Here is a 26,579-nt window from a genome sequence, read left to right on the forward strand (position 1 = left end):
TGTTTCTTTCTTTCGATGATCAACTCTGTTTTACTACCCGTTATATCGGCAACACGTTGAGCTATAACGGAAATATAACGGAAACGGTTTTGCAGTAAGAATTCCCGGATTTTCACATTACCTTCACATTATCTAATATTATCATTCATACCATTTTGCACACAGTTTCGGCTGTGAAGATTTTGAGCTTCAGAAAAATAGTTTGCGTGAAAAAAGTGGTAAGAGCAGTACTTTCATTTACCGTGCGATTGTTGAAGGAGATATAATGCGAAGCTATGGTTTTTACTACCATTCTACTTTTATCTTCGTTTTTGAGTAATGGTTTTCAGGAATTGCATATTCGTATTCAACATTTATGTCATTTTTATCGTAATTTAGGTACTGATATTTACAGTGACAGCGAACATAATATGCTGACCAATGTGCTCAATTATTTCTATCAGAATCGTTCAGGTGCAGATATCGAGTCAAAATATATCACATCGGGTGAAAAAGATAAACTCGCACACGCAGGCGTTCATAAGACAGATATGGGCTATGTTCAGAATAAATGGAAAAATGAATATCTGTCAGACTATGGAAATACTACGGACAAAATCCAAGTCTGTACATTTATCCTGTTGACTTTCACGCAAAAGCATGATATAATTTTAACGAAGTTTAAGACAGGAGATGTGTCAATGGATAAGATCAACGATATAATCAGTCAGATCGACAGCTATGTATGGGGACTTCCGCTTATTATCCTCATCATGGCTTGCGGAATATTACTTACATTCAGACTGAGATTTTTGCAGGTACATAAACTTGGCAAGGCATTGAAGTACATGGTGAAGAATGAAGAGGAAGGCAACGGTGAAGTATCAAGCTTCGCGGCACTTTGCACCGCTCTCTCGGCTACCGTCGGAACAGGCAATATAGTCGGAGTCGCAACGGCTATTTCGGCAGGCGGTTCAGGAGCTCTGTTCTGGATGGAGCTTGCCGCATTTTTCGGTATGGCTACAAAATACGCAGAGGGAATGCTTGCGGTAAAATACCGTATCAAGGACGAAAACGGCAATATCCTCGGCGGTCCTTTCTATTATATTGAAAACGGACTCGGAAAGAAATGGAAATGGCTTGGTAAAATGTTTGCAATTTTCGGGCTCCTTGCAGGTATCATGGGAATAGGTACTATAACCCAGATAAACGGTATCACATCAGCTGCAAATAATTTTTTTGACCCGGAGCAGAGCCATACAGTGACTATACTCGGCATGGAATACACATGGACTACAGTTATCGCAGGTGCTCTCATAACGCTGCTTACCGCACTTATCGTTATTGGCGGCATCAAGCGTATTGCCACTGTTTCAGAGATAGTAGTCCCCGTAATGATAATCGCTTATGCAGGCTGCTGTCTTACTATTATTTTCTGCCATATAACAGAGATACCCACGGCATTATCATCTATCATCAAAGGCGCATTCAGCCTTAAAGCTGCCGCAGGCGGTGCGGCTGGAACTGTAATGATGTACGCTATGAAAAGCGGTGTTGCAAGAGGTATCTTCTCAAACGAAGCAGGCCTCGGCTCTGCACCTATTGCAGCCGCTGCCGCCAAAACCAACGAGCCTGTACGTCAAGGTCTTGTTACTATGACAGGTACATTCATCGACACTATCATTGTCTGTACAATGACCGGTCTCGCCATAATCATGTCAGGAAGCCACAATACCTCTGAACTTAAAGGCGTTATGATAACTATGGATGCATTTGACTACGGGCTGCCGTTCAGCGAGAGAATATCCTCGTTCATACTCATGTCCTGTCTTGCAGTGTTTGCGTTTACCACCATACTCGGCTGGAACTATTATTCGGAGCGCTGCCTTTCTTATCTGACAGGCGCTAACAAAAAGATAACAGGAATATATCGCTGGGTGTACATCGCCGCTGTTTTCATAGGTCCTTACCTTGCTGTTGAAGCAGTCTGGAATCTGGCGGACATATTCAACGGTCTTATGGCAATACCTAATGTTGTAGCGATAATCCTGCTCTCGGGAGTAATATCCTCCGAGACAAAAGATTACTTAACAAGACTAAAAGCAGGAAAAGTAAAGGAATAAAAAAGAGACCTCACAGATGAAACTGTGAGGTCTCTTTTTAAGTCATATGTAAAAAACAAAAGACTACCACATATGGTAGCAATTTGTATTTTATTTATTCTGCCATGCCTTAATTCTGTTACGATAAAATTCGAGTTGCTGTTTGGGGCGTACCACTTGAGCATTCCATATCTATGCTTAAAAATAACCTCCACTATGTGTGGAGGTTATTTTTAATATAATAATTAAATATTCAAACAATAATTATTTCTAATTTACATTTACTTATAAACATCTTACCCACCGATTCGACCAGATATACCTTGGCAAAAAGTATATGTATGTTGCATACGATCAGAATATAGGTCTGTTCCATAAAGTGAGTTGTTTTCAACAAGACTATAAAATGTATCTAAATCCATAGGCATATCTCCACCATAGTTTTCTACAAGGTTTCTTGAAGCTGATTGTCCTATATTATATATATCAGCAAAAAATACTAATGTATCATAGTTTTCTATACTGATGCTCCTTTTACTACCAATGTGACATTTGTATGTTACGGTTGTGGTAGTCGAACGTCTTTTCAAAGCGATAAAAACCAATACCTGAATAAGCGGAGGTTACGATACATAGGTAATAATCCACTCTTTCCGTTGACATATGGCAAGATTTATGAATGTGATTGGATGAAACACGGTATGTACTGGATTAGAGATGATAAGAATCTGCTGTTCTTGCGGAAGTTCATATACTATCTTTTTTGTTTCAAGGTCAGCTCTAATCTCTTTTCTTCCTCGATGCAGTCCTGTTTTTCCTTGTTTTTTGACAACAGTATCGGTAGTAGGTTCAGAAGCAGAGTTATCTGATTCGGCTTCAGCTTCATTGAATATACCTTCAAATGCGAGCTGACCATCATTGATAAACTTAGCCTTTTCGCTTTTCTGTCCGAACAGCATCTTATTACGTTTCAGCACAAGCTCTGTCAGATGCTCAATACGGAGATCCTTTTGCTATACATATCTGCATCAAATTCTTTCGATCTACACACGCAAATCCTTTACTTTTGGAAGAGCTGATAGCAAGAAACAAGTGTCCTGTCAGACCTGATCGTATTGCTGATAGAAAAACTCGTTTCCATTCTGCTATCGGCTTCAATTACAGGTTATCATAATTATTCGCTTATGCCATTCTTTTTTCAGGCAGATCTCGTATCTGTCTTTTCGTCATGCAATTTTGAAGAATGCAATAGCAGGAGTACGTCTGGTCATATTCCAAACATACTCCTGTTCTTTTAGCGTATTTGGTTAGCTTAATGACATTAACCATAAGTCGGGGGATTTTTTTGTTGATACCCCTGTAAAAATATGGTAATATATAAGAAGGAAAAAATTTTTTTCGGATCTTGCAGCACTTTCGTATTTCGCTCCGAATGTTATTTATGAAAGGTCGATCTTCAATAATAATACAGCAGGGAGGGATGAACATGACAGGAAGCGAGCTGAGAGAGCTTCTCGGCAGATCTCCTGCTGAATGCCACAGGGCACTCATGCAGGAATACGGAAAATATGTTTACTCGATAATTTTCAATAAGCTCAGGAGCTGCGGCACCCAGGAGGACATAGAGGAGTGCTTCAGCGACGTGTTTGCGGATATTTTCATAAAATTCGAGTACGATGAGAAGTACGTGAACGATATAAAGGGATATATCGGCACTGTTGCCAAGCGCACGGCTATAGACAGGTACAGGAGACTTTCTGCCGAGAGAGCTCATGCCGCATTCACCGACGAGGAGGATATGACGGAGCTTGTTTCCGATTTCAGTGTTGACGAGCGCGTTGACAGTTCGGAACTCCGCAGGATACTCCTCAGGAACATAAAAGAGCTGGGCGAGCCGGATTCCACCATACTTATCCAGAAGTTCTACTATAACCGCAGATCATCGGATATAGCAAAGACGGTCTCCATGACGGCGTCGTCGGTGCGTTCACGATGTACGAGAGCAATGGACAAGCTTCGGATAAAGCTTGCCGAAGCAGGCATCACAAGGTAAAGGAGGAGCAGCTGTGAATAAAAAAAATATATTTGATATGCTTGAAAACGCAGAGGATGATTCTATGGACGAGCTTACAGGAAATTGTCCGGAAATAAGCGGAGAGCAGTTTGAAAAGCTGCTCGCGGGGAGCGAAAGGAAGTACAAAATGAAAAAGGAAGAAATAGAAAGAACAAGGAAAGATAATAATATAAGCGGCGATGAGGTTACAGTGAGCGGAGTTGACCGCGTAAAGAGACCTGTCTGGCTCCCCCCCCTCATTACAGCAGCTTCACTGGTGCTTGTAACAGGAACTGTGCTTGGAAGTGTTTTACTTCTGAACAGAAACGGTGGTATTAACGGCGGAGGCAGCGTCACTCCTGCGGCAACGGCTGTCGCAACAGATAAGAACAGCACAGAAACAACATACACATCTTCTGTCAGGACAACATCAACACAGGCAGTTACAACTGTCTCTACATCAGTACAGGAAAATACCGCGGAGACAAATGTCCAGAGCACCGGTGTTCAGGACGCAGAGGTCACAACCGCAATCACAACAGCTGCGGACGCAGAATTCCGGGAGGGAACACTTGAAGGCAAGGTGTACACATCGGACTATGCAGGGTTCAGGTTCAGAGGAAGTGAGAGCATGGATTATATGTCACGAGAGGATAGATACACCGAGCAACAGATGAGAAACAGATTCAAGTCACAGGAAGAGAAGTACATAATAGACAGTGAGAACGTGGACGCAGCTGCAACGGACTACGAAAAGAATGCAAGAGTAGATTTCACATTCATCAACACAAAGAGCCGTTTCCCTGACAAGACAGATGTGACATTTGATGATTTTATAACCAAAAGAGAATTTGACGGAGCTGAGTGGATAGAGTACAACGTGACAGAGCCTGAGACAGTAGAGCTTGGCGGCAAGGAGTACACAAAGACAAGAATATCTGTTGATTACGCCCCTGACAGAGTAACCATCGTTTATTTAAGAAAGATAGATGATGACTTTACATTAAAGATAACCTATTCCACAATTGCCGATGATGACGGTTCAGAGTTTGAGAGCAGATTTGAAGCGATAGACTGACCAGTAATTTGCAGTTGAAAATCAATTGGCTTTTATTCTGATAAAATGAAGCCCCGGCTTTAAGTCTAATGTCATTAAGTTAAGAAAAAACTGTAAGAGACCAAATACTCTTACAGTTTTTTTATGTATATAATGTAAATTATTGCAAAAAGGTATTGACAAAAAGCCAAAAATGTGCGGCGCAGCTAATCAGATATACACATCTGATTGGAGGTTTTACCGTGCAAAAATATTGTAATATCGTCAAAAACAAGCTTAATGCCATTACGGCAGTTGCAAGGGATTTTTCATTATATGTCAATATGGTAGATAAAAGTATCCGCGTTCTCCCCTGTCATAGCAAAGAATGCTTCTTTGTAAGCGTTGAGCTGATCTGAATACTTGTAGTCAAGCCCCTCGGCTTCGGCGTTGGTCTTGTAGTCTACTATGCGCCATACGCCGTTCTTTTTGTAAAGGAGGTCAATGATGCCGTTCTATTAAACTCATCAGCACAATACTGGCACAGGCGACACGTGACAGGCTTATCCCCTTCAACATCGCCGACAGGAACCATATGAAAGCTCCAAAGCTGGAGCGTAAGGAAGCTGCTTTCCTTGACGATGAACAAGTCAGACACGTTCTTGAGCTGCTTGAAAATGAGCCTCTCAAGTTGAAAACAATTATGTATTTACTCATATACAGTGGTATCCGCAGAGGTGAACTGCTCGGGCTAGAATGGAAGGATATAGATTTTGAGAAGAAGGTCATATCTATACGAAGGACAAGTCAGGCAGTAGATAATTTGGGGATAATTACAAAGTCTCCGAAAAATGACACATCATACCGTACTATCAAGCTATCAGATACAGTGTTGGATCTTCTTCGTGAATACCAACAATATTGGGAAAAAATGCGAACTGATCTTGACGATTACTGGCAGGACGAAATACAGATCATTCTTGTAGACGGCAGTACACAAACAGTACCGAACGACCGTTTATTCACCAAGGTTGATTCAACGCCTATGAACCCATACAGTGTCAGTGATTGGGTAAGGAAATTTGTTAAGCGTAACGGTCTGCCGTACTTTACACCGCACTCACTCAGACATACCCATGCAACGCTTCTAATCGCTGAGGGCGTAAGTATCCCGACTGTATCTCGTCGACTGGGGCACTCCAGTATCGCTACGACAAGTAAGATATATATTCACGCTATCCAGTCCGCGGACGAGATCGCATCAAACGCCCTTGAGGATAAACTCAAGCTAGAAAAGCGCAAGGATAATGCAGACTAATGAATTGAGGCTCTCCGTCACGGAGAGCCTTATTTTTTTATTATGTGATTGCTTCAGCTTTTGCCGTTACAATATGCGTTTCTTGATACACATAACGGAAATCTTAACGGAAATATTGTGTTTTCTGCCGCTTGCAGCATAATGATCTAAAAATAAAGCCTATGTTTTTGGCTAAACATAGACTTTTTCGCTGGTGGAGCATAGGGGACTTGAACCCCTGACCCCCACACTGCCAGTGTGATGCGCTCCCAACTGCGCTAATGCCCCGTATAGCATTATTATATCACAGTCACGGGGTAAAGTCAATATCTATCGCAATATTTTGCAGAACATCAGCAAATAATGCCGCATTCCTGCAATTTTAGCTTCAATAATACAGCGCATATCCATCAGCTTCGGAGCTCTTCACGGCGGCTATCTGCTTGTCGATGATGTCGGGATCGTTTATCCACTCCAGCTCCCCTGCCGCTCCTGCCCACTTATCCTCTCTGCCCAGCTTATAGGGAGCAAGCCCTGCTATCAGCGAAACTCCGCCGCCGACAAGCTCCTCCCACTGTGCAAGAGTCGGCAGGAACGGACAGCACTCGTTATCAAAACCAAAGTATATCTGCGGAACAATATAGTCACAGAATTCCTTATCGCTGCTCCAGCGCCGCACATCTGCGTACTGGGAGCTGTAGTTTCCGTCAATATTCCCCTGTGGACTTATGCCGAAAAGAAGCCTTTCGTCGTGGGACTTCACCGCGTCGCGGATAGCCTTTACATAGCGGCTTACGACATCTGTACGCCATGCGGCAAGGTCTGATTCGCCGCTTTTTTCAAACTCCTCACGGTCGAAGTCCTCGTCGGTGGCGGGATAAAAATAATCGTCGATATGGACTCCGTCAACGTCGTAATTGTCCAGTATTTCGCCGATTGCAGCTTCAAGAAGCTCCACAGTCTCGGGATATGAAGGCACAAGATACCAGCGCCCGTTGACAGCTTTCACATATGGCTCACCTGCGTTTATCCACTTTTTTATAATGAAGTCATCGGGTAGTCTGTTCATTTCTTCCTCTGTTTGCAGGCGGAGAGGATTTATCCACCCGTGAACTGATATTCCCAGCCTGTGTGCTTCATCAAGAACTATCTGTAATGAGTCGTAGTCTCCGTCGAGGTATGAGCCCTTAGGGAATATCTCCGAGCTATAATAGGCGTCCCCCATTGGGTGGGCATGGAAATACAGAGTATTAACGTTCTCAGCTGCGGCGTCCTGCAAAAGCTCCGCAACTGCTTTGCGGAACTCCTCCTCGCTTTTTCCCTGCATTATTTCTGGAAATTTCACATACGGCAGCCACATTCCCACCTGATTCGTGTAGTTTAATGGAGTATAGCTATGCTCCTCGGCGGCAGGCGGCACGGACTCCCTCATTATATCCGAGCCGCTGTTTATCGGCATTGCGGTGCAGCCTGACGACAACAAAAAAGCAGCCGCACAGGCAGCTGCTATGATTTTTTTCATACATCTCACCTCACTGAATTATATTCAGCAGGCGGACAGGATATGCCATAGACGAAAGGCTATTTTTCGTAGCCGATAATAGTCATTCTCTCGTTGATGACCTGCTCCTCGCCTGTTCTGCGATAGCCCATTTTCTCGTAGAGATGACAGTTGCCCTTTTCCTGCAAAATTGTATCGAGAGCCCAGTTCTCTGCGCCGTGAAGCTCCTCGGCAGCCCTCATAGCTGCCTGAGCATAGCCTTTTCCGCGATACTCAGCCATAATGAATATAGGTGAGATACGCTTCTGACCACCGTCTTTCATATCCACAATGCGGATAGCTCCAACAGCTTTTTCACCGTCCATGATAAAGTAATAGCAGGTAAAAGGCTGGCGGAGCCGCTCCTCAATACGGCTCAATGGCTCGTTGGCAGGGCTTATATCGTAGTCCTGATATTTTTCAAGGAGCTCCGAAAAGGCTTCGACCTGCATTTTCCAGAGCCTTTCGCAGTCCTCCATGCCGATTCTTTTAAGTTCGATATTCATTCGTGTTCTCCTGTACGATTCTGTTGACTTCATTTTTTGTAGGGGCTGATGCCTACATCAGCCCGTCATAATAATTGTTAAATTAACGGGACGCCAAGGGCGGCATCCCCTACTAATTACAAAAGAGCTCCCGAAGAATACCTCGGGAGCTTTGATGTTATATCTGGTTAGCCATAGGAGCTGTTGTATTGTGCTCGCCGTAGCCTTCATTCTTAACGACTTCAACGTTTCTGTAGCACTCCATACCTGTACCAGCAGGAATGAGCTTACCGATGATAACGTTCTCCTTAAGACCAAGGAGTCGGTCGCTCTTGCCTCTGATAGCTGCGTCTGTAAGAGCCTTTGTAGTCTCCTGGAATGAAGCAGCGGACATGAAGCTGTCTGAATTTGATGAAGCCTTTGTGATACCCTGAAGAACAGGACTTGTCTGAACAAGCTGTACATCATACTCGCCTGCGTCGATACGAGCCTGAAGCTCTTCATTGATAGCGTCGATCTCCTTGCTGTCAACGAGAGTACCCGGAAGCAGATAGCTGCTGCCTGTCTCCTCAACCTTGACCTTGCGGAGCATCTGACGAACGATAACTTCGATGTGCTTATCGTTGATATCAACACCCTGTAAACGGTAAACCTTCTGAACTTCATTGATGATGTAGTTCTGAACAGCCTGTGTACCGAGGATATTGAGGATATCAGCAGGATAGATGTTACCTTCCGTAAGACGTGTGCCCTTTTCGATGACCTCGCCCTCCTGAACTCTTATCTTCAGGTTGTATGGGATCATATAGCTTTCGGACTCGCCTGTCTCATCGTTGGTAACGATGATATTTCTTGTAGTCTTGACTTCCTCGATGTGTATCTTACCGTCGATCCTTGAGAGGATAGCTGCGCCCTTAGGACGTCTGCTCTCGAAGAGTTCCTCGACACGGGGAAGACCCTGTGTGATATCTTCAGCGTCGGCAGAAGCAACACCACCGGTATGGAAGGTTCTCATTGTAAGCTGTGTACCAGGCTCACCGATTGACTGAGCAGCGATTACGCCGACAGCCTCGCCGACTGATACCATATTGTTGAATGCAAGGTTTGCACCGTAGCACTTTGAGCATACGCCTGTTCTTGACTTACAGGTAAGTACAGAACGTATCTTTATTCTCTCAACGCCGCTGTCAACTATCTTCTTAGCGTCAGCGTCTGTGATAAGCTTGTTGCGTGATACGATAAGCTCGCCTGACTCGTCGCGGAGATCCTCAGAGAGGAAACGTCCTACAAGTCTTTCCTCGAACGGCTCAACTATCTCGTTGCCGTTCTTGATCTCGAATACCTCGATACCGTCTGTAGTTCCGCAGTCTTCCTCACGGATGATAACGTCCTGAGAAACGTCAACGAGACGACGTGTAAGGTAACCTGAGTCAGCGGTACGGAGAGCGGTATCAGCAAGTCCCTTTCTCGCACCTCTTGACGCGATGAAGTACTCCAAGATGTTAAGTCCTTCACGGTAGTTAGCTCTGATCGGGATCTCGATAACGGTACCTGATGTATTGGCGATAAGTCCACGCATACCTGCCAGCTGTCTGATCTGTGAGATAGAACCACGGGCACCAGAGTCAGCCATCATCCAGATAGGATTGTACTTGTCGAAGTTTGCCTTCAGAGCCTTAGTAACATCGTCAGTGGTATTAGTCCAGAGAGCGATGATCTTCTTGGTCTTTTCCTGTGCGGAGATATATCCGTACTCGTATTCATTTGTTATCTGCTCGACCTCTGCGTCAGCCTTAGCAAGGATATCCTTCTTCTGAGGAGGGATAGTTGCGTCGCAGACAGCAACGGTAAGAGCTGCTCTTGTGGAGTATTTATAGCCGAGAGCCTTGATACGGTCAAGAACTTCGGAAGTAGTTGTTGTGCCGTGGATCTTGATGCAGCGCTCGATGATGTCTGAGAGCTGCTTCTTGCCAACGAGGAATGCAATTTCAAGGTCGAACTGCTTGTCAGAGTTGGTTCTGTCAACGTAGCCCAGATTCTGTGGGATATTCTCGTTGAAGATAAGTCTGCCGACTGTAGCGTCGATTATCTTGGATACCTTCTTGTCGCCGATATCCTTTGTTATCTTTACCTTGATGTTAGCGTGGAGTGATACGTCATGCTCATTGTAAGCCATGAGTGCCTCGTTAACGTCGCGGAATACCTTGCCCTCGCCGGGTTCGCCGGGCTTATCCATTGTCAGATAGTATGAACCGAGTACCATATCCTGTGAAGGAACGGCAACAGGCTTACCGTCTGAAGGCTTAAGCAGGTTGTTAGCCGCAAGCATGAGGAATCTTGCCTCAGCCTGAGCCTCTGCGGAAAGAGGAAGGTGTACAGCCATCTGGTCACCGTCGAAGTCAGCGTTGAAGGCTGAGCATACGAGTGGGTGGAGCTTGATAGCACGGCCTTCAACAAGGATAGGCTCGAATGCCTGAATACCAAGTCTGTGGAGCGTGGGGGCACGGTTGAGCATTACAGGGTGATCCTTGATAACGTCCTCAAGTGCGTCCCAGACCTTGTTGTCAGCACGGTCGATGAGCTTTCTTGCGCTCTTTATGTTAGCGATAGCCTTTTTGTCGACAAGTCTCTTTAATACGAAGGGCTTGAAGAGCTCCAGTGCCATTTCCTTAGGAAGACCGCACTGATACATTTTGAGCTCAGGTCCTACGACGATAACCGAACGTCCTGAGTAGTCAACACGCTTACCGAGAAGGTTCTGACGGAAACGTCCCTGCTTACCCTTGAGCATATCGGAAAGAGATTTGAGAGCACGGTTGCTTGGACCTGTAACAGGTCTGCCGTGTCTGCCGTTGTCTATGAGAGCGTCAACAGCTTCCTGAAGCATACGCTTCTCGTTTCTTACGATGATGTCAGGAGCGTCAAGCTCGAGCATTCTCTTAAGACGGTTGTTTCTGTTGATAACTCTTCTGTAAAGGTCGTTAAGGTCTGATGTTGCGTAGCGTCCGCCGTCCAGCATTATCATAGGACGGATATCGGGTGGAATTACAGGAACTACGCTGAGTATCATCCACTCAGGCTTGTTGCCGGAGAGACGGAATGCCTCGATTATCTGGAGTCTCTTAAGGAGCTTGACCTTCTTCTGACCGCTTGGGAGACCTACCAGCTCAGCCTTAAGGTCGTCTGCAACGATCTCGAGGTTGTTTCTCCAGTCGATGTCTTCAAGCTCTCTGAACTTCTGGCACTCCTCGCACTCGCACTCTGTAGGCTTGTTGAAGCACTCTATCTTCTTGCCGCCCAGAGATACCTTGCCCATTTCGATGAGTCTCTGCTTGTGAGTATCGTATCTTGCAGGATCGTACTCGTTGAGGAGCTTTCTGATAGCCTCAGCGCCCATTTCAGCCTTGAAGTCGTCGCCGTACTTCTCTAAATATGAGAGGTACTCCTTCTCGGAGAGGAGCTGCTTCTTAAGGAGCTCTGTGTTGCCCGGATCTGTTACGATATACTTTGTGAAGTAGAGAACTTCCTCAAGCCTCTTCTGTGAGACTTCAAGCACCTGACCGATTCTGGAAGGTGTGCCCTTGAAGTACCAGATGTGAGAAACGGGAGCAGCCAGCTCGATGTGGCCCATTCTCTCTCTTCTTACTCTTGCCCTTGTTACCTCAACGCCGCAGCGGTCACATATTTTGCCCTTGAAGCGTATCTTCTTGAACTTTCCGCAGTGACACTCCCAGTCCTTTGTTGGTCCGAAAATTCTTTCGCAGAAAAGGCCGTCGCGCTCAGGCTTCTGGGTTCTGTAATTTATAGTTTCAGGTCTTTCAACAGCGCCGTGAGACCAGCTTCTGATCTGCTCGGGGGACGCAAGACCTATCTTTATCGATTCAAAAGTTGTAAATTCCAAACTGCTACCTCCTGATATGTTAATTCGGAATTTGAATTCGGAATCATGCGCCGCAGTCCGACAGTCATCAGACTGTGGGCATTCATTATTCTAATCCGCTGTTTTTATTCGTTTACCTGTTATCAGTCCTCGTCATCGAAGCTGAATCCGTCGCCGTCATCATCACCGAGATCAAGAACGTCGTCGTCCTCATCGAGACCGAGGTCGTCCTCATCCTCATCGAAGCTGAAGTCGTCCTCACCGTCAACGAGATCAAGATCTCCGTCCTCGTCCTCGCCTTCGATACCGTAGCCTGCGTCGCCCAGATCGTCTTCATTGAAGTCTGAGTTGTCGACTGTGTCCTCATCGTCGTAAGAACGTGAAGGCATCGGATCGTCGTCGTCGAAGTTCTGAGTGAGGTCGATCTCTTCCTGATTTTCGTCAAGTACCTTAACGTCGAGACACAGTGACTGCATTTCCTTGATAAGAACCTTGAAGGACTCAGGGATACCAGGTGTAGGAACGTTCTGTCCCTTGACGATAGCCTCATATGTGTTGACACGTCCGATAGTATCGTCTGACTTGACTGTAAGGATCTCCTGAAGTGTGTATGCTGCACCGTAAGCTTCAAGAGCCCAAACTTCCATTTCTCCGAAACGCTGTCCGCCAAACTGAGCCTTACCGCCCAGAGGCTGCTGTGTAACAAGTGCGTAAGGACCTACTGAACGAGCGTGTATCTTATCGTCAACGAGGTGGTGGAGCTTGAGGTAGTACATATAGCCCACCGTTACGCGGTTATCGAACTTTTCACCTGTACGTCCGTCGTAAAGTGTAAACTTACAATCCTCTGTGAATTCCAGAGCATTGGGGTTGATGACCTTATCCATAGCCTTGAGCTCGAACATATCGTCCTTGTGCTCCTTGGCGTGCTCGTTAGCCATATTGAAGCATTCACGGATATCGCCCTCGTGAGCGCCGTCGAATACAGGAGTCATGATGTGCCAGCCCAGAGCCTTACAAGCCATACCGAGATGTACTTCAAGTACCTGTCCGATGTTCATTCGTGAAGGAACGCCGAGAGGATTGAGTACGATGTCGAGAGGTGTACCGTCTGGAAGGAATGGCATATCCTCCTCAGGGAGAATACGTGAAACGACACCCTTGTTACCGTGTCTGCCGGCCATCTTATCGCCGACAGTGATCTTACGCTTCTGAGCGATGTAGCAGATAACGCGCATATTTACGCCTGCTGAGAGCTCGTCGCAGTTGTCTCTTGTGAATACCTTTACATCAACGATAACACCCGACTCACCGTGAGGTACCTTAAGGGAGTTATCACGGACTTCTCTTGCCTTCTCACCGAAGATAGCACGGAGAAGTCTTTCCTCGGCGGTAAGCTCTGTCTCACCCTTAGGTGTTACCTTACCAACGAGGATATCGCCTGAATTTACCTCGGAACCGATACGGATGATACCGTTTTCGTCAAGGTTAGCCAGTGCGTCGTCACCCACGTTCGGGATATCTCTTGTTATTTCCTCGGGACCGAGCTTTGTATCACGGCACTCGATCTCATATTCTTCGATATGAACAGATGTGAATACATCTTCTCTTACAAGTCTCTCGTTAAGGAGAACAGCGTCCTCGTAGTTGTAACCTTCCCAAGTCATGAAGCCGATGAGGGCATTCTTACCGAGGGAGATCTCACCGTCAGCGGTAGCAGGACCGTCTGCAAGCACCTGTCCCTTCTTGACCTCCTCGCCTGCTGTGACGATAGGTCTCTGGTTTACGCAGGTACCCTGGTTGGAACGCTTGAACTTGATGAGCTCGTACTTGTGCTCAACGCCGTCTGTGTCCACCATAGTGATCCTGTCGGCGTCAACGTATGTTACCTTTCCGTCGTAGTCGGAAACTACGCATACTCCCGAGTCAACGGCAGCCTTGTACTCCATACCTGTACCAACGAAAGGACGCTCTGTCTTGAGAAGCGGAACAGCCTGTCTCTGCATGTTAGAGCCCATGAGAGCACGGTTCGCGTCATCGTTTTCGAGGAACGGGATCATTGAGGTAGCTACAGAAACGACCATCTTAGGCGAAACGTCCATGTAGTCTACCTTTTCGCGCTCGCACTCGAGTATCTGCTCACGGAAACGTGCATTTACACGGGGCCTTGCCAGCTTGTTGTCCTCTGTGAGAGGCTCGTTTGCCTGAGCAACGACGAAGTTATCCTCCATATCGGCAGTCATGTAAACTACCTCGTCGGTAACTACGCCTGTAGTCTTGTCGACCTTTCTGTAAGGAGCCTCGATGAAGCCGTACTCGTTGATCCTTGCGAATGTAGCCAGATAGGAGATAAGTCCGATGTTAGGTCCTTCAGGAGTCTCGATAGGACACATTCTTCCGTAGTGGCTGTAGTGAACGTCTCGAACCTCGAATCCTGCACGGTCTCTTGAAAGACCTCCGGGACCGAGAGCCGAAAGACGTCTCTTATGAGTAAGCTCGGCAAGAGGGTTGTTCTGATCCATGAACTGTGACAGTGGTGAGGAGCAGAAGAACTCCTTCATAGCCGAAGAAATAGGTCTTATGTTGATAAGAGTCTGAGGAGTGAGTGTGTTCACGTCCTGAGTCTGGAGGTTCATTCTCTCACGGATACCGCGCTCCATACGTGTATAACCGATACGGAACTGGTTCTGGAGGAGCTCACCAACAGAGCGGATACGTCTGTTGCCGAGGTGGTCGATATCGTCAACAGTACCAACGCCCTCGCAAAGGTTGAGGAAGTAGCTGATAGAAGCTCTGATATCGTCAAGTGTGATGTACTTGGGAGAGAGCTCGTCAGCCTTCTTCTTGATAGTCTCTTCAAGCTCGTCAGCGTCAGCGGCGTTGTCGATGATATCCTTGAGGACATTGAAGGAAACCTTCTCGTTGATGCCGTACTTCTCAGCGTCGAAATCAACGTAACCCTTGATATCTACCATGCCGTTGCCGATTACCTTGACTGTCTTCTCGACCATGCGGATATTTGTCTCGCCGCGCTCGTCAGTGTAGTACTCCTTAGCCTCGACGTTTACGAATGCGCTGTAAACACCGGCCTGCTCTATCTCGCAAGCCTTGTCGTAGGTAAGAGTCTCGCCTGCGTCAGCAAGTATCTCGCCTGTCATCTCGTTGATGATAGGCTCGGCAAGAGTTCTGCCCGAAAGACGTGAAGCAATGCCCAGCTTCTTGTTGTACTTATAGCGTCCGAAACGGCAGAGGTCGTATCTCTTAGCCTCGAAGAAGAGGTTGTTGAGGTGGCTTACTGCGCTTTCAACCGTAGGAGGCTCGCCCGGACGGAGCTTCTTGTATACATCTATGAGGGCATCTGAGCGGTTCTTGGTCTGATCCTTCTGGAGGATAGTCTGTCTGAGGCGCTCATCATCGCCGTATGTCTCGAATATCTCCTCATCTGTACCCTCTTCGCCGAGAGCTCTGATGAAGGTAGTGAGAGGTATCTTTCTGTTCTTATCTATACGGACGTAAACAACGTCGTTTGAATCCTGCTCATACTCAAGCCACGCACCGCGGTTAGGGATTATCTGTGAGCTGAACAGGTCTTTACCCGTCTTATCCTTGGTGAAGGAGTAGTAAACACCCGGGGAACGGACGAGCTGTGATACGATAACACGCTCTGCACCGTTGATGACGAAGGTACCGCTGTCTGTCATAAGCGGGAAGTCACCCATATAGATCTCGCTTTCGCTGACTGCGCCTGTTTCCTTATTGGCAAGGGTTGCAGTCGCTCTCATTGCGACCTGATAGGTAGCTCCTCTTGATTTACATTCTGCGAGAGAATACTTGGGAGTATCGTCAAAGCGGTAGTCCTTGAAGTTGAGGACGAGATTGCCGTTGTAGTCGGTGATAGCAGTCATTTCGCGGAACACCTCGCGAAGACCTTCTTCCTTGAACCACTTATACGAGTTCTTCTGCACCTCGATAAGGTTCGGCATCTCCAGAGGCTCGGTAATCTTACCGAAGCTCATTCTGACATTCTTTCCCAGCTGCTTAGGTGTAACATTCACCATAGGCGGAACCTCCTTGTATTTTTTTGCCGCTCTGCCGCCGCACACAGTGTAAGCAGAGCAGTTCTTGTTTGTTGCTATCGTATCATGAAAAATTTTTGCAGAAAACTATTGACAAGTCAGTGCAATGTATGCTATAATATCTTGCAAAATAGCGATACTATTCCATATTGATACATTATAACATTATAATACAGTTTTTGTCCCATGTCAAGGGGCTCCGTGAAGATTTATAAAAAAGCGCCGAATTTAAAAACCATTCGGCGCTTTTTTTGTTTGATTTAGTAATATCTGTCAATGAGCAGACTATTTGTCTACTCTCTCTACCTTGTAGCCCTCGGCGGTGAGCATATCATCTATGCCCTTTTCTCCCGAGAAGCAGGTAACGTTCACGATAACGAACGGACTCTCGCCGTTTGCGAGCATTTCCTTTATCCTTGCGGAAAAATCGCGGTTTTTCTGGTACAGAGTAGCGTCCAGATAAGCCTCGTAGTCGTCGTCAAGGTCTGACGAGCGGTCGAGCCAGTAGAGCTCCTCGGCAAGGGGATCGACGTCGCCCTTTGCCCAGTAGTCGTACTGATCCGCAAGATTCTTGGTAAAGCCGCTGACATTTTCGGCGCGTCTGATAGTATCGCTTATCATGAAATCAGACAGCTCGTCAGTGCTTGCGTCCATAGCCTTGAGCTGTGAATCCGCATCACCAAGGCTCACTATCTTTTTGTTTTCCATTTTTGCCATAGAGACAAATCTCGAATCGAGAGTCTCCATGATAAGATTCTTTACATTTCCCACAGCCACGGCATTTACCTGTGAAGCCCAGAAGCCTGCGGAATAGCCGTCCATCATATTATTGTAGAAGAAATTCTTGGACAGATAATCCTTAGCTTTCTTGTAGGTCTCCTCGGAAATATGGTCCGTTATGGCCGTTCCGTCGGTATAGACCATATGACTGTAGAATTCCTGCATTTTTTCCATATCCTGAGCCATATTGCTCATATCGTACTCAACAGCTATGGTATCGCTCTTTTTATAGGCGTCCATAACGTAATCGGGCAGCGGCAGGGTATTATCGGTCATAAAGTACACCATACCGAACATATAAAGCTCGGTACCAGTGTTGGTGTCTGTGACCTTCCACAATGCAGGCTTTGATTCTTTGACTGTGATATATGAGTTGATATCGTTGGCTATTGTATTTGTCTCAGCCGACTGAGTTCCCTTTTCCCCTTCTGACGCAGTTGTTTCCTGTTCGCTCGTCTTTGATTTTACATCTACATGGAGCTCATTATCACAGGAAGCAGCGCTAAAAGCAAACAGTACCGCCATAAGAGCGGCAAAGAAACCCTTTTTCCTCATAAAATCCCTTTCCTTAGCCGAAGCTCTCGTCTATTATATTATAGTGTGCATCGATGGCGCGGAAGCAGAACTCAACATCGCCCGTGATTATTCCCTGCACTATTTTCTCATGGGCGTCCTGAAGTCTCATGCGCACATCGTGGTCGGCAGTTGTCAGGAAATCGTCTATCCAGCGCATATACACCTCGGAAACGGCGTTCATGAAGGTTATCCAGAAGCTGTTTTCCGTAGCGTTTATAAGCGAATAGTGGAAGTCCCTGTCTGCCACAGTCTGCTCCTCAGTGCCCTCGGAATCCTTGAGCCTGTTGAGAGCGGCGACTATTTTCAGTTTGTTGTCCGAGCTGCAGCCCTTTGCGATAAGGTAGCTGCACACGGTCTTTTCCATGCTTCTTCTGAAAGAACATATCTCTTCTTTTGAAGTCCTGTTCATCAGAAGCATGACGTCCATCGCAGAAGCGATGGAATCCGAGATATTATCGGTAAGATAATTTCCCGAGCCCTGTTTTCCATTGACAATACCAAGAATCTCAAGTCCCCTGAGCGCCTCGCGGACAGTGTTTCGGCTTATGCCGAGCTTTTCCGATATACTGCGCTCTGTCGGAAGCTTGTCCCCTACCTGCAGCATTCCGCTTCTGATAAGGTCGAGTATGTAATCAATAGTCTTGCGGTATTCACTGTTTCCCATAGCTTCCTCCTTAACATAAAAAAGTCGGTCGTAAAATCCGCAGCGGATTCAATCCAAGTAAATATATTAAATATATGAGTCAAACTCTTGCTGTTTTCACCGTTTTCAGAATAAAAACGGCGTTGCACGAATTTTTTGACCGCATAAAAATATAAAATAATATAAATAATTTATATACAGAAAAATTATATCATATTTTTCTCTTCAAGTCAACAGTTAGAATGTGTAAAAATCACGTTATTATGTTCAAAAATTGCTGTTTTCTACAAAATTCAAGGTTTGAAGCCGTGATAATGATACACAAAAATTACGCTTATTATTTGTGGGAATCGTTTTGAAGAAGATTTTTTCCGTATTTCTTTCAGTGACCGTTATTTCATTTTTTCTATAATAGAGCCCTAAAACAGACTCGCCTTTCTTTAATATAAAAGGGGCTCTATTATAGAAAAAATCAGCTAAAAGTCTTTGGAAAGGGGTTCGGGTGACTCCCCGCAGTGCGGGGAGATGTCCGAAGGACAGAGGGGCGCGCCTCCGTCAGAGGAGAACCTTTCCTCAGAAAGGTTTTCCCTGATAAAAAACGCAGTTTTTGAAGAATTTAGTAACTTTTTGCCGTTTTTATCCAAAAAAATTAAGAAAATCAGTATTTTTGCATTGAAATTTTCTGCACAGTGTGATATAATAATTGTAAATTGTATTAAGTGTTTATGGAAAACAAATACAAAAAAGGGGGGTGCACCATGAAGGAGCTGCTTGAAACTCTGTGTGATAAGTATCTGCTCAATCTGGGGCTGTTTACCGATTTCTGTCCGCTGGAAAGGGATATCCTTTACCCTGTGTGCGCAAACGTTATGTGCACTGCGGATACGGAATTCGACCTTTCAAAATTCAAAAACAGCATGGCTCTTATAAAAGAAAACAACAAAATGCTCTCAAGCTTCCGAAGCACCATAAGACCGCTGATAGCGTCGTGGCTTTCCATAAGCGACGATCCCAAGGGCGAAATGGAGCGCTGTATCGCCTGCTATGACCTGCTGAGAAAGTACTTCACCAATTCCGAGCATCTTGCGTTAATGGCGGTACTGCTCCAGCGTATCACGGACAAGAATACTGCCGAGAGCTACATAAAGCGCAGCAGGCAGATTTACGACCGCATGAAAAAGGAGCACCGTATCCTTACCACAAAGGAGGACGTGGCTTTTGCGATCATGCTCGCTTTTTCCGAGAAGACCGACGACGAACTCATCGAGGATATGGAGGCGAGCTACAAGCTTCTCAAGCACAGCGCCGACAAGAACAGCATACAGACCGTGTCCCACGTTCTGGCTATGGCAAACGGAAAGCCCGAGGACAAGTGTGCAAAGTTCATGGAGCTGTACGACAGTATGCTCAAAAAGGGACGCAAATACGGCAAGCACTATGAGCTGGCAATGCTGGCTGCACTGGCGATGACAAAGTTCGGCAGTGCCGAGATACTCGGCGATATAAGCGACGTTGAAGCTTTTCTCGCGGAGCATAACTCCATTGCGGATCTGTCGGAGTTCGGCAAGAGCGAGCCCATAAGCCACGCATTCATGCTGCTGACTACCGCTTATGCCAGCGACGAGAACGTGGGCGACCAGCAGGAAAGACGAGCTCTCCTTGCGGCAAGACAGGCTGCGCTGTACTCCGTTATGGTATACAGCATGATGACCGTAGCGCCTGTGCTTTCCGAATAATATAGCCTTTAGCCATTAGCTTGTAGGGGGCGATGCCCACATCGCCCCGATCATTTTACTGCCATCAACGGGCGGATGTGGGCATCCGCCCCTACACAAACCACTAATAATCATAAAGAGGTGTTATTTACCGTGAAAGCAGACAAATACATCATAGAAGAAAACAAGAAAACTGATATACGCAAGCTTCCTACCGACAGCAAGGAGGATAACGTCGAAAAGGACGATATAATCGCAAAATACGAAGCCAACAAGCAGGAGCTCATCGCTTTGCAGGACAAGTTCTACGCTGACGGCAGAGAGGGACTTATAGTAGTAATACAGGCTCTGGACGCCTCGGGTAAGGACTCCGCTATAAAATACGTTTTCAGCGGCATGAACCCCATGGGCGTAAAGGTGCACTATTATAAAGCGCCTACCGCCGACGAGCTGGCTCACGATTATCTCTGGCGCATTCATCAGAATATCCCCCGCAGAGGCGAGATCGCCGTTTTCAACCGCAGTCACTATGAGGACTTAGTTACCGTTCAGGCTGAGGATATATGGGAGCATTACCATATGTCAGACCGAGTTCTTGACGATACAAAGAAGAAGTTCTTCGAGAAGCGCTACGAGCAGGTGAACAACTTCGAGGAATACCTCTACGAGAACAGCTACCGCATGGTGAAGATATTCCTCCACGTATCAAAGGAGGAGCAGACAGAACAGCTTCTCGAGCGCATACAGCTCCCCGAGAAAAACTGGAAATTCCGCGCAGACGACCTGAAAGTCCGCGATAAGTACGATTCATACCTCAAATGCTTCAATGAGGTCATAAACAAGACCTCCACCAAACACAGTCCGTGGTATGTGCTCCCCGGCGACCAGAGGTGGTACACAAGGTATCTTATCACAGAGATACTTCTCAGCGAGCTGAAAGCCTGCAAGCCCGAATATCCTGCACTTCCGCCTGAGGAAGCAGAGAAGCTGCCCGAATGCAGAAAGGTGCTTGAGGACGCTATGGCGGAATACGAAAGCGAAAAGAACGAAAAGTCCGCTAAAAAGTCCGACGAACCCAAGAAAAAGTCCAAAAAGAAGTCCAAAAAGTGATATCACACTGAACATATATCAAGAAAATCCCCTTATCAAAGGGGATTTTCTTATTTATTCAAAGAGGTATAGATGTCACGCTTTTGAAACTCCGAGAATGAAGCGGGTAAGCAGGATAAGATCGCCGATGTCGATGACGCCGTTTTCGTTCATGTCTCCTGCCTCAGTATCATACAGGTGTTTATCTGGATTGAGAAGCGCCTTTCGGCAGGCTATTACGTCAAAGTTGTCAACAGACCTGTCACCGTTAAGGTCGCCCTTTACCTTTCCGCTTTCTGCTCCCGTATTGAAGCCGCAGATATTGAGGCTGAAATCGCCGCTTGGGCTGTTGGTCTCAAAGAATACCTCGCAGCTGTCAACAGAAGTTACAGGGAATCCTGCGCTGTCCCACGCCATGATGTGCTTGGACCAGTCGATGCTTCCGCTGAGGTGGCATTTTTTGCCCATTTTCTGACCTGCGTTCTGCTTTATGCTGATACAGCGGTAGATATCGTATCCGCCGATACCGCCCTCGCCTCCCTTATAACGCAGATAGAACATATCATATCTTTCTCCGTTTATCAGCGCGGAGTTTCTCTTGATGATCGCATGATCCTTAAGGAATGTATAGGGATCAACGTTCTTGACGTCTGTTCCGTCGCTGTTCATCTTTACGGAGCTTGCACCATAGCCCTCAAAAACATAGTATTCCAGATTGGACTGTTTAGACTTGCAGGTCGCGCACAGTGACCATTCCGTACCAGTGACTGACTTTGCATTTACATTTGCATCATAGTCCACAATAAATGAATCCATGTCGATATTGCCATCAGTCTCAAGCTTTTTCGAGAACGATTTATAATCGCCCTCGCTCCATTTGCACGTGAAACCACCTGCTCCGTTCGGCTCTATAGAGCTGTTTTCGTCAGTGGCACTGCCACATTTGTTGAAAGTGACCTTGCCGCCCTCGTCTTTGTCGCTGCCGAGATGGATATCGAACTGATTGACCTTGGCGCTTCCCTCGCCGCCCTGAGTAAACAGGTCAAGTGAAAGCTCGTAAACGCTGCTGACTCTTTCAAGAGCAGAAGCCTGCTCCATGAACTTTTCAAGGTGCTTTCTGATGTTTATCTTTCCGCTGAGCTTCGGCGACTTGACCTTATCCACAACGCAGTTGTCTGCAACGCTCCAGTAGGTATATCTTGCATGAGGCGGAGCCTCGGCAATGCCGGATACGCCGCTTGAAACGCTGTATGTATGCAGAGGTATGGAACGGTAAAGCTTAAAGGTCCTGCCGTTATCCTCCAAGGTGCCCAGCTCGATGACGTTTTCATCATTCGGGAAATCCTTATAATTACTCGGGAAATAATAATTCTTCCTGCCGAGAACTATATTGAACTCGTCCTTCCAGTCGCTGCCCGCATTGACGTCCAGCCAGCCGTGAATGCCGATATCCATGGCACTGTCTGTGCCGTAATTCACGGGATACAACTCGACATTATAGTCCGCTATGATACAGTTCTCGTCGTTATAGTTAAAGGGGGCGTTGGCATAGCTTTTTCCCTTGCTGAATGTGACTGCGGAATCGCTGTCCCATTTTGCCTCAAAACCGCCCTCGCCGAGGGGCTTCATTTCGTAATCGCCGCCGTTTTTGGCAGGATCCGTCTTATAAAAGCAGCCGTCCTCGGTGAAGGCTTCCCTTTCCCTTTCAGTAATATTGATATCGCAGCTGTTCAGCTTGGCGCTGCCGCTGGACATCCACGCACGGACGTCCAGCATGGTGCTGTAGATATTGCTCTTTTCCATGCCGAGCTTCTGCCATTCCTCCATGTGCTTTGTAATGTCTACAGAGCTTTTAAGGCTTACCGAAGCACCGCTGCCGATACTGCTGTCGCGTCTGAAGCTGAAATACTTCTCAACGCTTGCGTCAAATGACACGCCGTTGGGATCAGCTTTTTTGTTGTACAGGTCATAGGTCATTCCGTCCAGTTCATAGCTGCCTATGTTCTGTAATTCAAGGATATTCGCATAGTTTTCCGTGTCAAAATTGCACTGATAGTCGATTACTGCGTATTCAATGTTGTATCTTGCACTTTTTGGCACCAGCCAGCCATAAATTCCCACACGGGAGCTGCCGTCGCTGACCTCCTCATTATCAGTCAGAGGACTGAATTCAAGGTCATAATTTATTATAACGCTTTCAGGATCATTCGGCAGTTCATTGCCGTAAATGCCCTTGTCAAACTGGCACTCCACGATACCCGACCATTCGGCGGTAAAGCCGCCCTCGTTATCAGGTTCAAAGGAGCACTCTCCGATATTGCTCATGTTATAAAACTCATAGTGATATCCGTCGATATAGAATTGTTCATTTTGATTTGAAGTAGCATAAGAACTGAGATTGGGCGTGAAGTCAAGCGATACAGCCGTAACGCACAGGGCTGCTGCTATAGTTCCCGCCATTAACTGCTTTGAGCTTTTAAAAATCATCTTTAAAATTCCCCCTTTTCTGTATAATCAACTAAAAAACATGAGCCGATCGGGGATTTATGACTAAATTATATAATAAATTCACAAAAAATACAAGCTAAAAATTGTGAATAAAAGATTAAGACAAGTCAAAAATTGCGGTTTTATTCAAATATTGTTATTCATTTATTCAAAAGCTGTTCAAAAATTGACATCTTAATATATTAGGGCTATAATGAAATCACAATATTTGATACCCCGACCAATAAATTGGTATGACCAAAGGTCACACAAAAAACCACACAAGGACACACAAAGGATACATCGCGGAGCTATAATATGCTCAGAAGATAAAAAGGGAGCACGTGCTATGGATAAGATTCTTCTCGTTGAGGACGACCTCGATATATGCGAAGTCATCAGAAACTACTTTGAAAATAAGGGTACATCGGTGACTGTGGTAAACAGCGGCGGCGAAGCCTTCGATATCATCAGAAGCGGACTTGAGGGCTATGCCCTTGTGCTTCTCGATATCATGCTCCCCGAGACCGACGGCTTTACCCTGTGCAGACAGCTTCGCATGAGAAGCGATATCCCCGTTATATTCATCACAGCAAGAGGCCGCGAGGAGGATATCCTCAGCGGCTATGACCTTGGCTGCGACGACTATATCGTAAAACCCTTTCTGCTCTCGGTGCTTTACAGCAAGTGCGAAGCCTTAGTGCGGCGAGCTGTGAGCTCCGACATAAAACATACCCTCACCTGCGGTAAGATAAGCCTTGACACAAGAACGCTCCGATGCTTTGCAGACGGCGCGGAGATCGAGCTCCCCCCGAAGGAGTTCGCTATCCTGCGGTATCTTTTGGAGCATGAGAGCTGGGTAGTCACAAGAGACACCCTCCTTGACAAAGTGTGGGGCTACGACTACTTCGGCAGCGACCGCGTGGTGGATAACCATATAAAGAAACTGAGAAAAGCCCTCGGTGCCGCAGGTGCGCAGATAAAGACTCTTGTGGGACGAGGGTACAAGCTGACAAAGGAGTGAGCAAAATGAAAAATGAGCAATTCAGACGCAAACCAAAACGCACCACATTCCGGAAGATGTTTGCAAAGGCAATGATATTCCCTGTGGTATTCACGCTGATATTCTCATTCGTGCTTTTTTACGCAACGGAAAGGATAGCCTGCGAGCAGGCGCAGAGCCAGCAGGATCAATTAAACAGTACCATAATGGAAGCAGCAGTTGCGACCGAGGATAAAAATGATAAAATGGGCGGCACTATCAATTCATTAAGAATGAAAATGTGTCTGGGAACATATTATAACACACTGAATATCAGTGAATTTTTCGGCTACAGATTCCCTTTGCCTGAAACAGGAGTAACTTCATATGATAAAAACGGAAAAGCTGTTACTGCTATCATAGACAAGGACGGAAACGTGCTCATCTCAAATGCCGCAAAGATGTTCTGCATCATAAAATTTGACGAGAACCACGAGCATAACAAATGGCTATACTGCGATCCCGAGGAAACAGATATCCCCGCATTTCAGCAGCTTATCAAAAATCATCTGGATTCAAGATACTCTGATCACATCGCATATTCCTATGATATAACCAGCGCTTACGTTGATCTGCAAGAGCATAAGATGATACCCCATGTTATTCAGGTCAAAAATCTCTACTATAAAGACAAATATAATGAGTATGATGATGAAGCAGAAGAAACAGGAACAGAGGAAGTAGTAATAGATGTTGACAGCGCTTATCTTGATGGCTATGAACTCATGGAATTCTCAGCAGACAAGTCCAGCTCCTCGGACGAGTTTACTTATCCGAGGTGTACCTTTGAAAACATCTGGGGTATTGAAAAAGAAAAGGTGGACGAAGCCATAAGCAGTCATTTCATCAAGGGAATGTCAGGTCACACTTACGAAAGCGATTACGACCTTGTCATGAACGAATCCATGACCCACAGCAGCGTTTTGATAAACGGCGAAAGATATACTCTTTTCTCGGATTACAAGGTCAATGTGTGGACAGAGTTTGCAAATAAGATGTACTGCATTTTCGTAGCACTTTTCTTCCTGCTGCTGACCTTAATCGCCTTCCTCATATGCTGGCGCAAAAACGTGAAGAACAAGGCTCAGTACGCCTTTGAGGACTACCAGAGAGCCCTCACAAATAATCTCGCCCACGATCTGAAAACGCCCCTTGCGGTCATCGGCGGCTATGCCGAGAACCTCATGGAAATGCGCAAAAACAGCGGCGACGAAAAGGAGCTGAAATATCTGGATTCCATAATGCAGAATGTCTCCTACACCGACGATATCATCGCAAAAACGCTGAAGCTCAGCGAGACCGAACAGATAAAGAAACTGAACAAAACGAAAGTCGATATAAAGGCTCTTGCGGAGAAGTCCGCAGAGAAATACCGCACTGCTCTTGAGGAGAGGAATATAGACCTGAAAATTGAGGGCAAATGCGAAGTCAATGCCAACGAGGATACGCTTATGTCGGCTGTGGAGAACCTTGTCTCCAATGCCGTGAAATACACCAGAGACGGCGGAAGTATCAAGGTTACTGCCGACAAGAAGCGCCTTGCCGTAGTCAACGACGTTTCCGAAAATATCAGCACAAAAGACCTGCTCATGCCCTTTGTCAAGGGCGACAAGGCTCGCAGCGACAAGACCAGCAGCGGTCTGGGACTGGCTATAGCCTCGGCTGCCGCAGCACAGAACGGCTTTACGCTGAAAATTGACTGTAAGGACAAGAAATTCACTGCCACTATCGAGTTCTGACCGTATTTGACAAATCCTCCGCATTAATATATAATGTAATCATCAATTCCCGAAATCGGA

The 26,579-nt window shown here is 46.2% G+C and carries 18 protein-coding genes and 1 tRNA gene; 9 read left to right on the forward strand and 10 right to left on the reverse strand.

The features are described from left to right. Positions 1–680: 680 nt before the first annotated feature. Entirely contained in the window at positions 681–2,102 is a 1,422-nt protein-coding gene (locus BT105_RS13025) for an alanine/glycine:cation symporter family protein (RefSeq protein WP_081367918.1), read from the forward strand. 602 nt (positions 2,103–2,704) lie between these two features. Here the strand turns inward: BT105_RS13025 and BT105_RS13030 are convergent. Continuing rightward, on the reverse strand, positions 2,705–3,079 hold the full coding sequence (locus BT105_RS13030; protein ID WP_347497065.1) for an IS66 family transposase: 375 nt from the start codon (positions 3,077–3,079) through the stop codon (positions 2,705–2,707). A gap of 488 nt (positions 3,080–3,567) precedes the next feature. Between BT105_RS13030 and BT105_RS13035 the strand changes: the two genes are divergently transcribed. After that, positions 3,568–4,134: an RNA polymerase sigma factor gene (locus BT105_RS13035; protein ID WP_072301141.1), complete on the forward strand. Its 567-nt coding sequence runs from the start codon at positions 3,568–3,570 to the stop codon at positions 4,132–4,134. 13 nt (positions 4,135–4,147) lie between these two features. Further along, positions 4,148–5,212: a hypothetical protein gene (locus BT105_RS13040; RefSeq protein WP_072301142.1), complete on the forward strand. Its 1,065-nt coding sequence runs from the start codon at positions 4,148–4,150 to the stop codon at positions 5,210–5,212. Positions 5,213–5,502: 290 nt separating this feature from the next. Here the strand turns inward: BT105_RS13040 and BT105_RS15430 are convergent, their stop codons facing one another. Then, entirely contained in the window at positions 5,503–5,679 is a 177-nt protein-coding gene (locus BT105_RS15430) for a PD-(D/E)XK nuclease family protein (RefSeq protein WP_143186607.1), read from the reverse strand. 86 nt (positions 5,680–5,765) lie between these two features. Between BT105_RS15430 and BT105_RS13050 the strand changes: the two genes are divergently transcribed. Then, a complete protein-coding gene (locus tag BT105_RS13050) occupies positions 5,766–6,488 on the forward strand; it encodes a site-specific integrase (RefSeq protein ID WP_072301143.1) in 723 nt (240 codons plus the stop codon). A 191-nt stretch (positions 6,489–6,679) separates the two neighbouring features. On the opposite strand, the gene BT105_RS13055 is transcribed toward BT105_RS13050, so the two are convergent. The 7 genes from BT105_RS13055 to BT105_RS13085 all read right to left on the reverse strand — a co-directional run bounded on the left by BT105_RS13055 (position 6,680) and on the right by BT105_RS13085 (position 18,468). Then, positions 6,680–6,755, reverse strand: a tRNA-Ala gene (locus BT105_RS13055). A gap of 100 nt (positions 6,756–6,855) precedes the next feature. Further along, a complete protein-coding gene (locus BT105_RS13060; protein WP_072301144.1) occupies positions 6,856–7,989 on the reverse strand; it encodes a glycoside hydrolase family 10-like protein in 1,134 nt (377 codons plus the stop codon). A 59-nt stretch (positions 7,990–8,048) separates the two neighbouring features. Continuing rightward, a complete protein-coding gene (locus tag BT105_RS13065) occupies positions 8,049–8,513 on the reverse strand; it encodes a GNAT family N-acetyltransferase (protein ID WP_028514720.1) in 465 nt (154 codons plus the stop codon). A gap of 157 nt (positions 8,514–8,670) precedes the next feature. Further along, on the reverse strand, positions 8,671–12,393 hold the full coding sequence (gene rpoC, locus BT105_RS13070; RefSeq protein ID WP_072301145.1) for a DNA-directed RNA polymerase subunit beta': 3,723 nt from the start codon (positions 12,391–12,393) through the stop codon (positions 8,671–8,673). Between the two features lie 122 nt (positions 12,394–12,515). Beyond that, positions 12,516–16,430 (reverse strand): DNA-directed RNA polymerase subunit beta, encoded by a 3,915-nt coding sequence (rpoB, locus tag BT105_RS13075; protein WP_072301146.1) that lies wholly within the window; start codon positions 16,428–16,430, stop codon positions 12,516–12,518. 303 nt (positions 16,431–16,733) lie between these two features. Next, complete coding sequence (locus tag BT105_RS13080; protein WP_072301147.1) at positions 16,734–17,783, reverse strand: TraB/GumN family protein; 1,050 nt, start codon at positions 17,781–17,783, stop codon at positions 16,734–16,736. A 13-nt stretch (positions 17,784–17,796) separates the two neighbouring features. Then, entirely contained in the window at positions 17,797–18,468 is a 672-nt protein-coding gene (locus BT105_RS13085; RefSeq protein ID WP_072301148.1) for a FadR/GntR family transcriptional regulator, read from the reverse strand. 504 nt (positions 18,469–18,972) lie between these two features. On the opposite strand from BT105_RS13085, the gene BT105_RS14910 reads away from it, so the two are divergent. From BT105_RS14910 to BT105_RS13100, 3 genes are all read left to right on the forward strand, one after another. Then, positions 18,973–19,209 carry a hypothetical protein gene (locus tag BT105_RS14910; protein WP_072301149.1) on the forward strand — a complete coding sequence of 79 codons (237 nt, stop codon included), beginning with the start codon at positions 18,973–18,975 and terminating at the stop codon, positions 19,207–19,209. After that, on the forward strand, positions 19,206–20,183 hold the full coding sequence (locus tag BT105_RS13095; protein WP_072301150.1) for a DUF4003 family protein: 978 nt from the start codon (positions 19,206–19,208) through the stop codon (positions 20,181–20,183). Before BT105_RS14910 ends, BT105_RS13095 begins: the two co-directional genes overlap by 4 nt. 132 nt (positions 20,184–20,315) lie before the next feature. Next, positions 20,316–21,272 carry a PPK2 family polyphosphate kinase gene (locus BT105_RS13100; RefSeq protein ID WP_072301151.1) on the forward strand — a complete coding sequence of 319 codons (957 nt, stop codon included), beginning with the start codon at positions 20,316–20,318 and terminating at the stop codon, positions 21,270–21,272. A gap of 75 nt (positions 21,273–21,347) precedes the next feature. Here BT105_RS13100 and BT105_RS13105 read toward each other — a convergent pair whose 3' ends face one another. Then, positions 21,348–23,738 (reverse strand): dockerin type I repeat-containing protein, encoded by a 2,391-nt coding sequence (locus BT105_RS13105; RefSeq protein WP_072301152.1) that lies wholly within the window; start codon positions 23,736–23,738, stop codon positions 21,348–21,350. 349 nt (positions 23,739–24,087) lie between these two features. Between BT105_RS13105 and BT105_RS13110 the strand changes: the two genes are divergently transcribed. Then, positions 24,088–24,762 (forward strand): response regulator transcription factor, encoded by a 675-nt coding sequence (locus tag BT105_RS13110; RefSeq protein WP_072301153.1) that lies wholly within the window; start codon positions 24,088–24,090, stop codon positions 24,760–24,762. 5 nt (positions 24,763–24,767) lie between these two features. Beyond that, a complete protein-coding gene (locus BT105_RS13115; protein WP_072301154.1) occupies positions 24,768–26,519 on the forward strand; it encodes a sensor histidine kinase in 1,752 nt (583 codons plus the stop codon). The last annotated feature ends 60 nt before the right edge of the window (positions 26,520–26,579 follow it).

The organism is Ruminococcus flavefaciens (genome assembly GCF_900119075.1).
GTDB lineage: Bacteria > Bacillota > Clostridia > Oscillospirales > Ruminococcaceae > Ruminococcus > Ruminococcus flavefaciens_Q.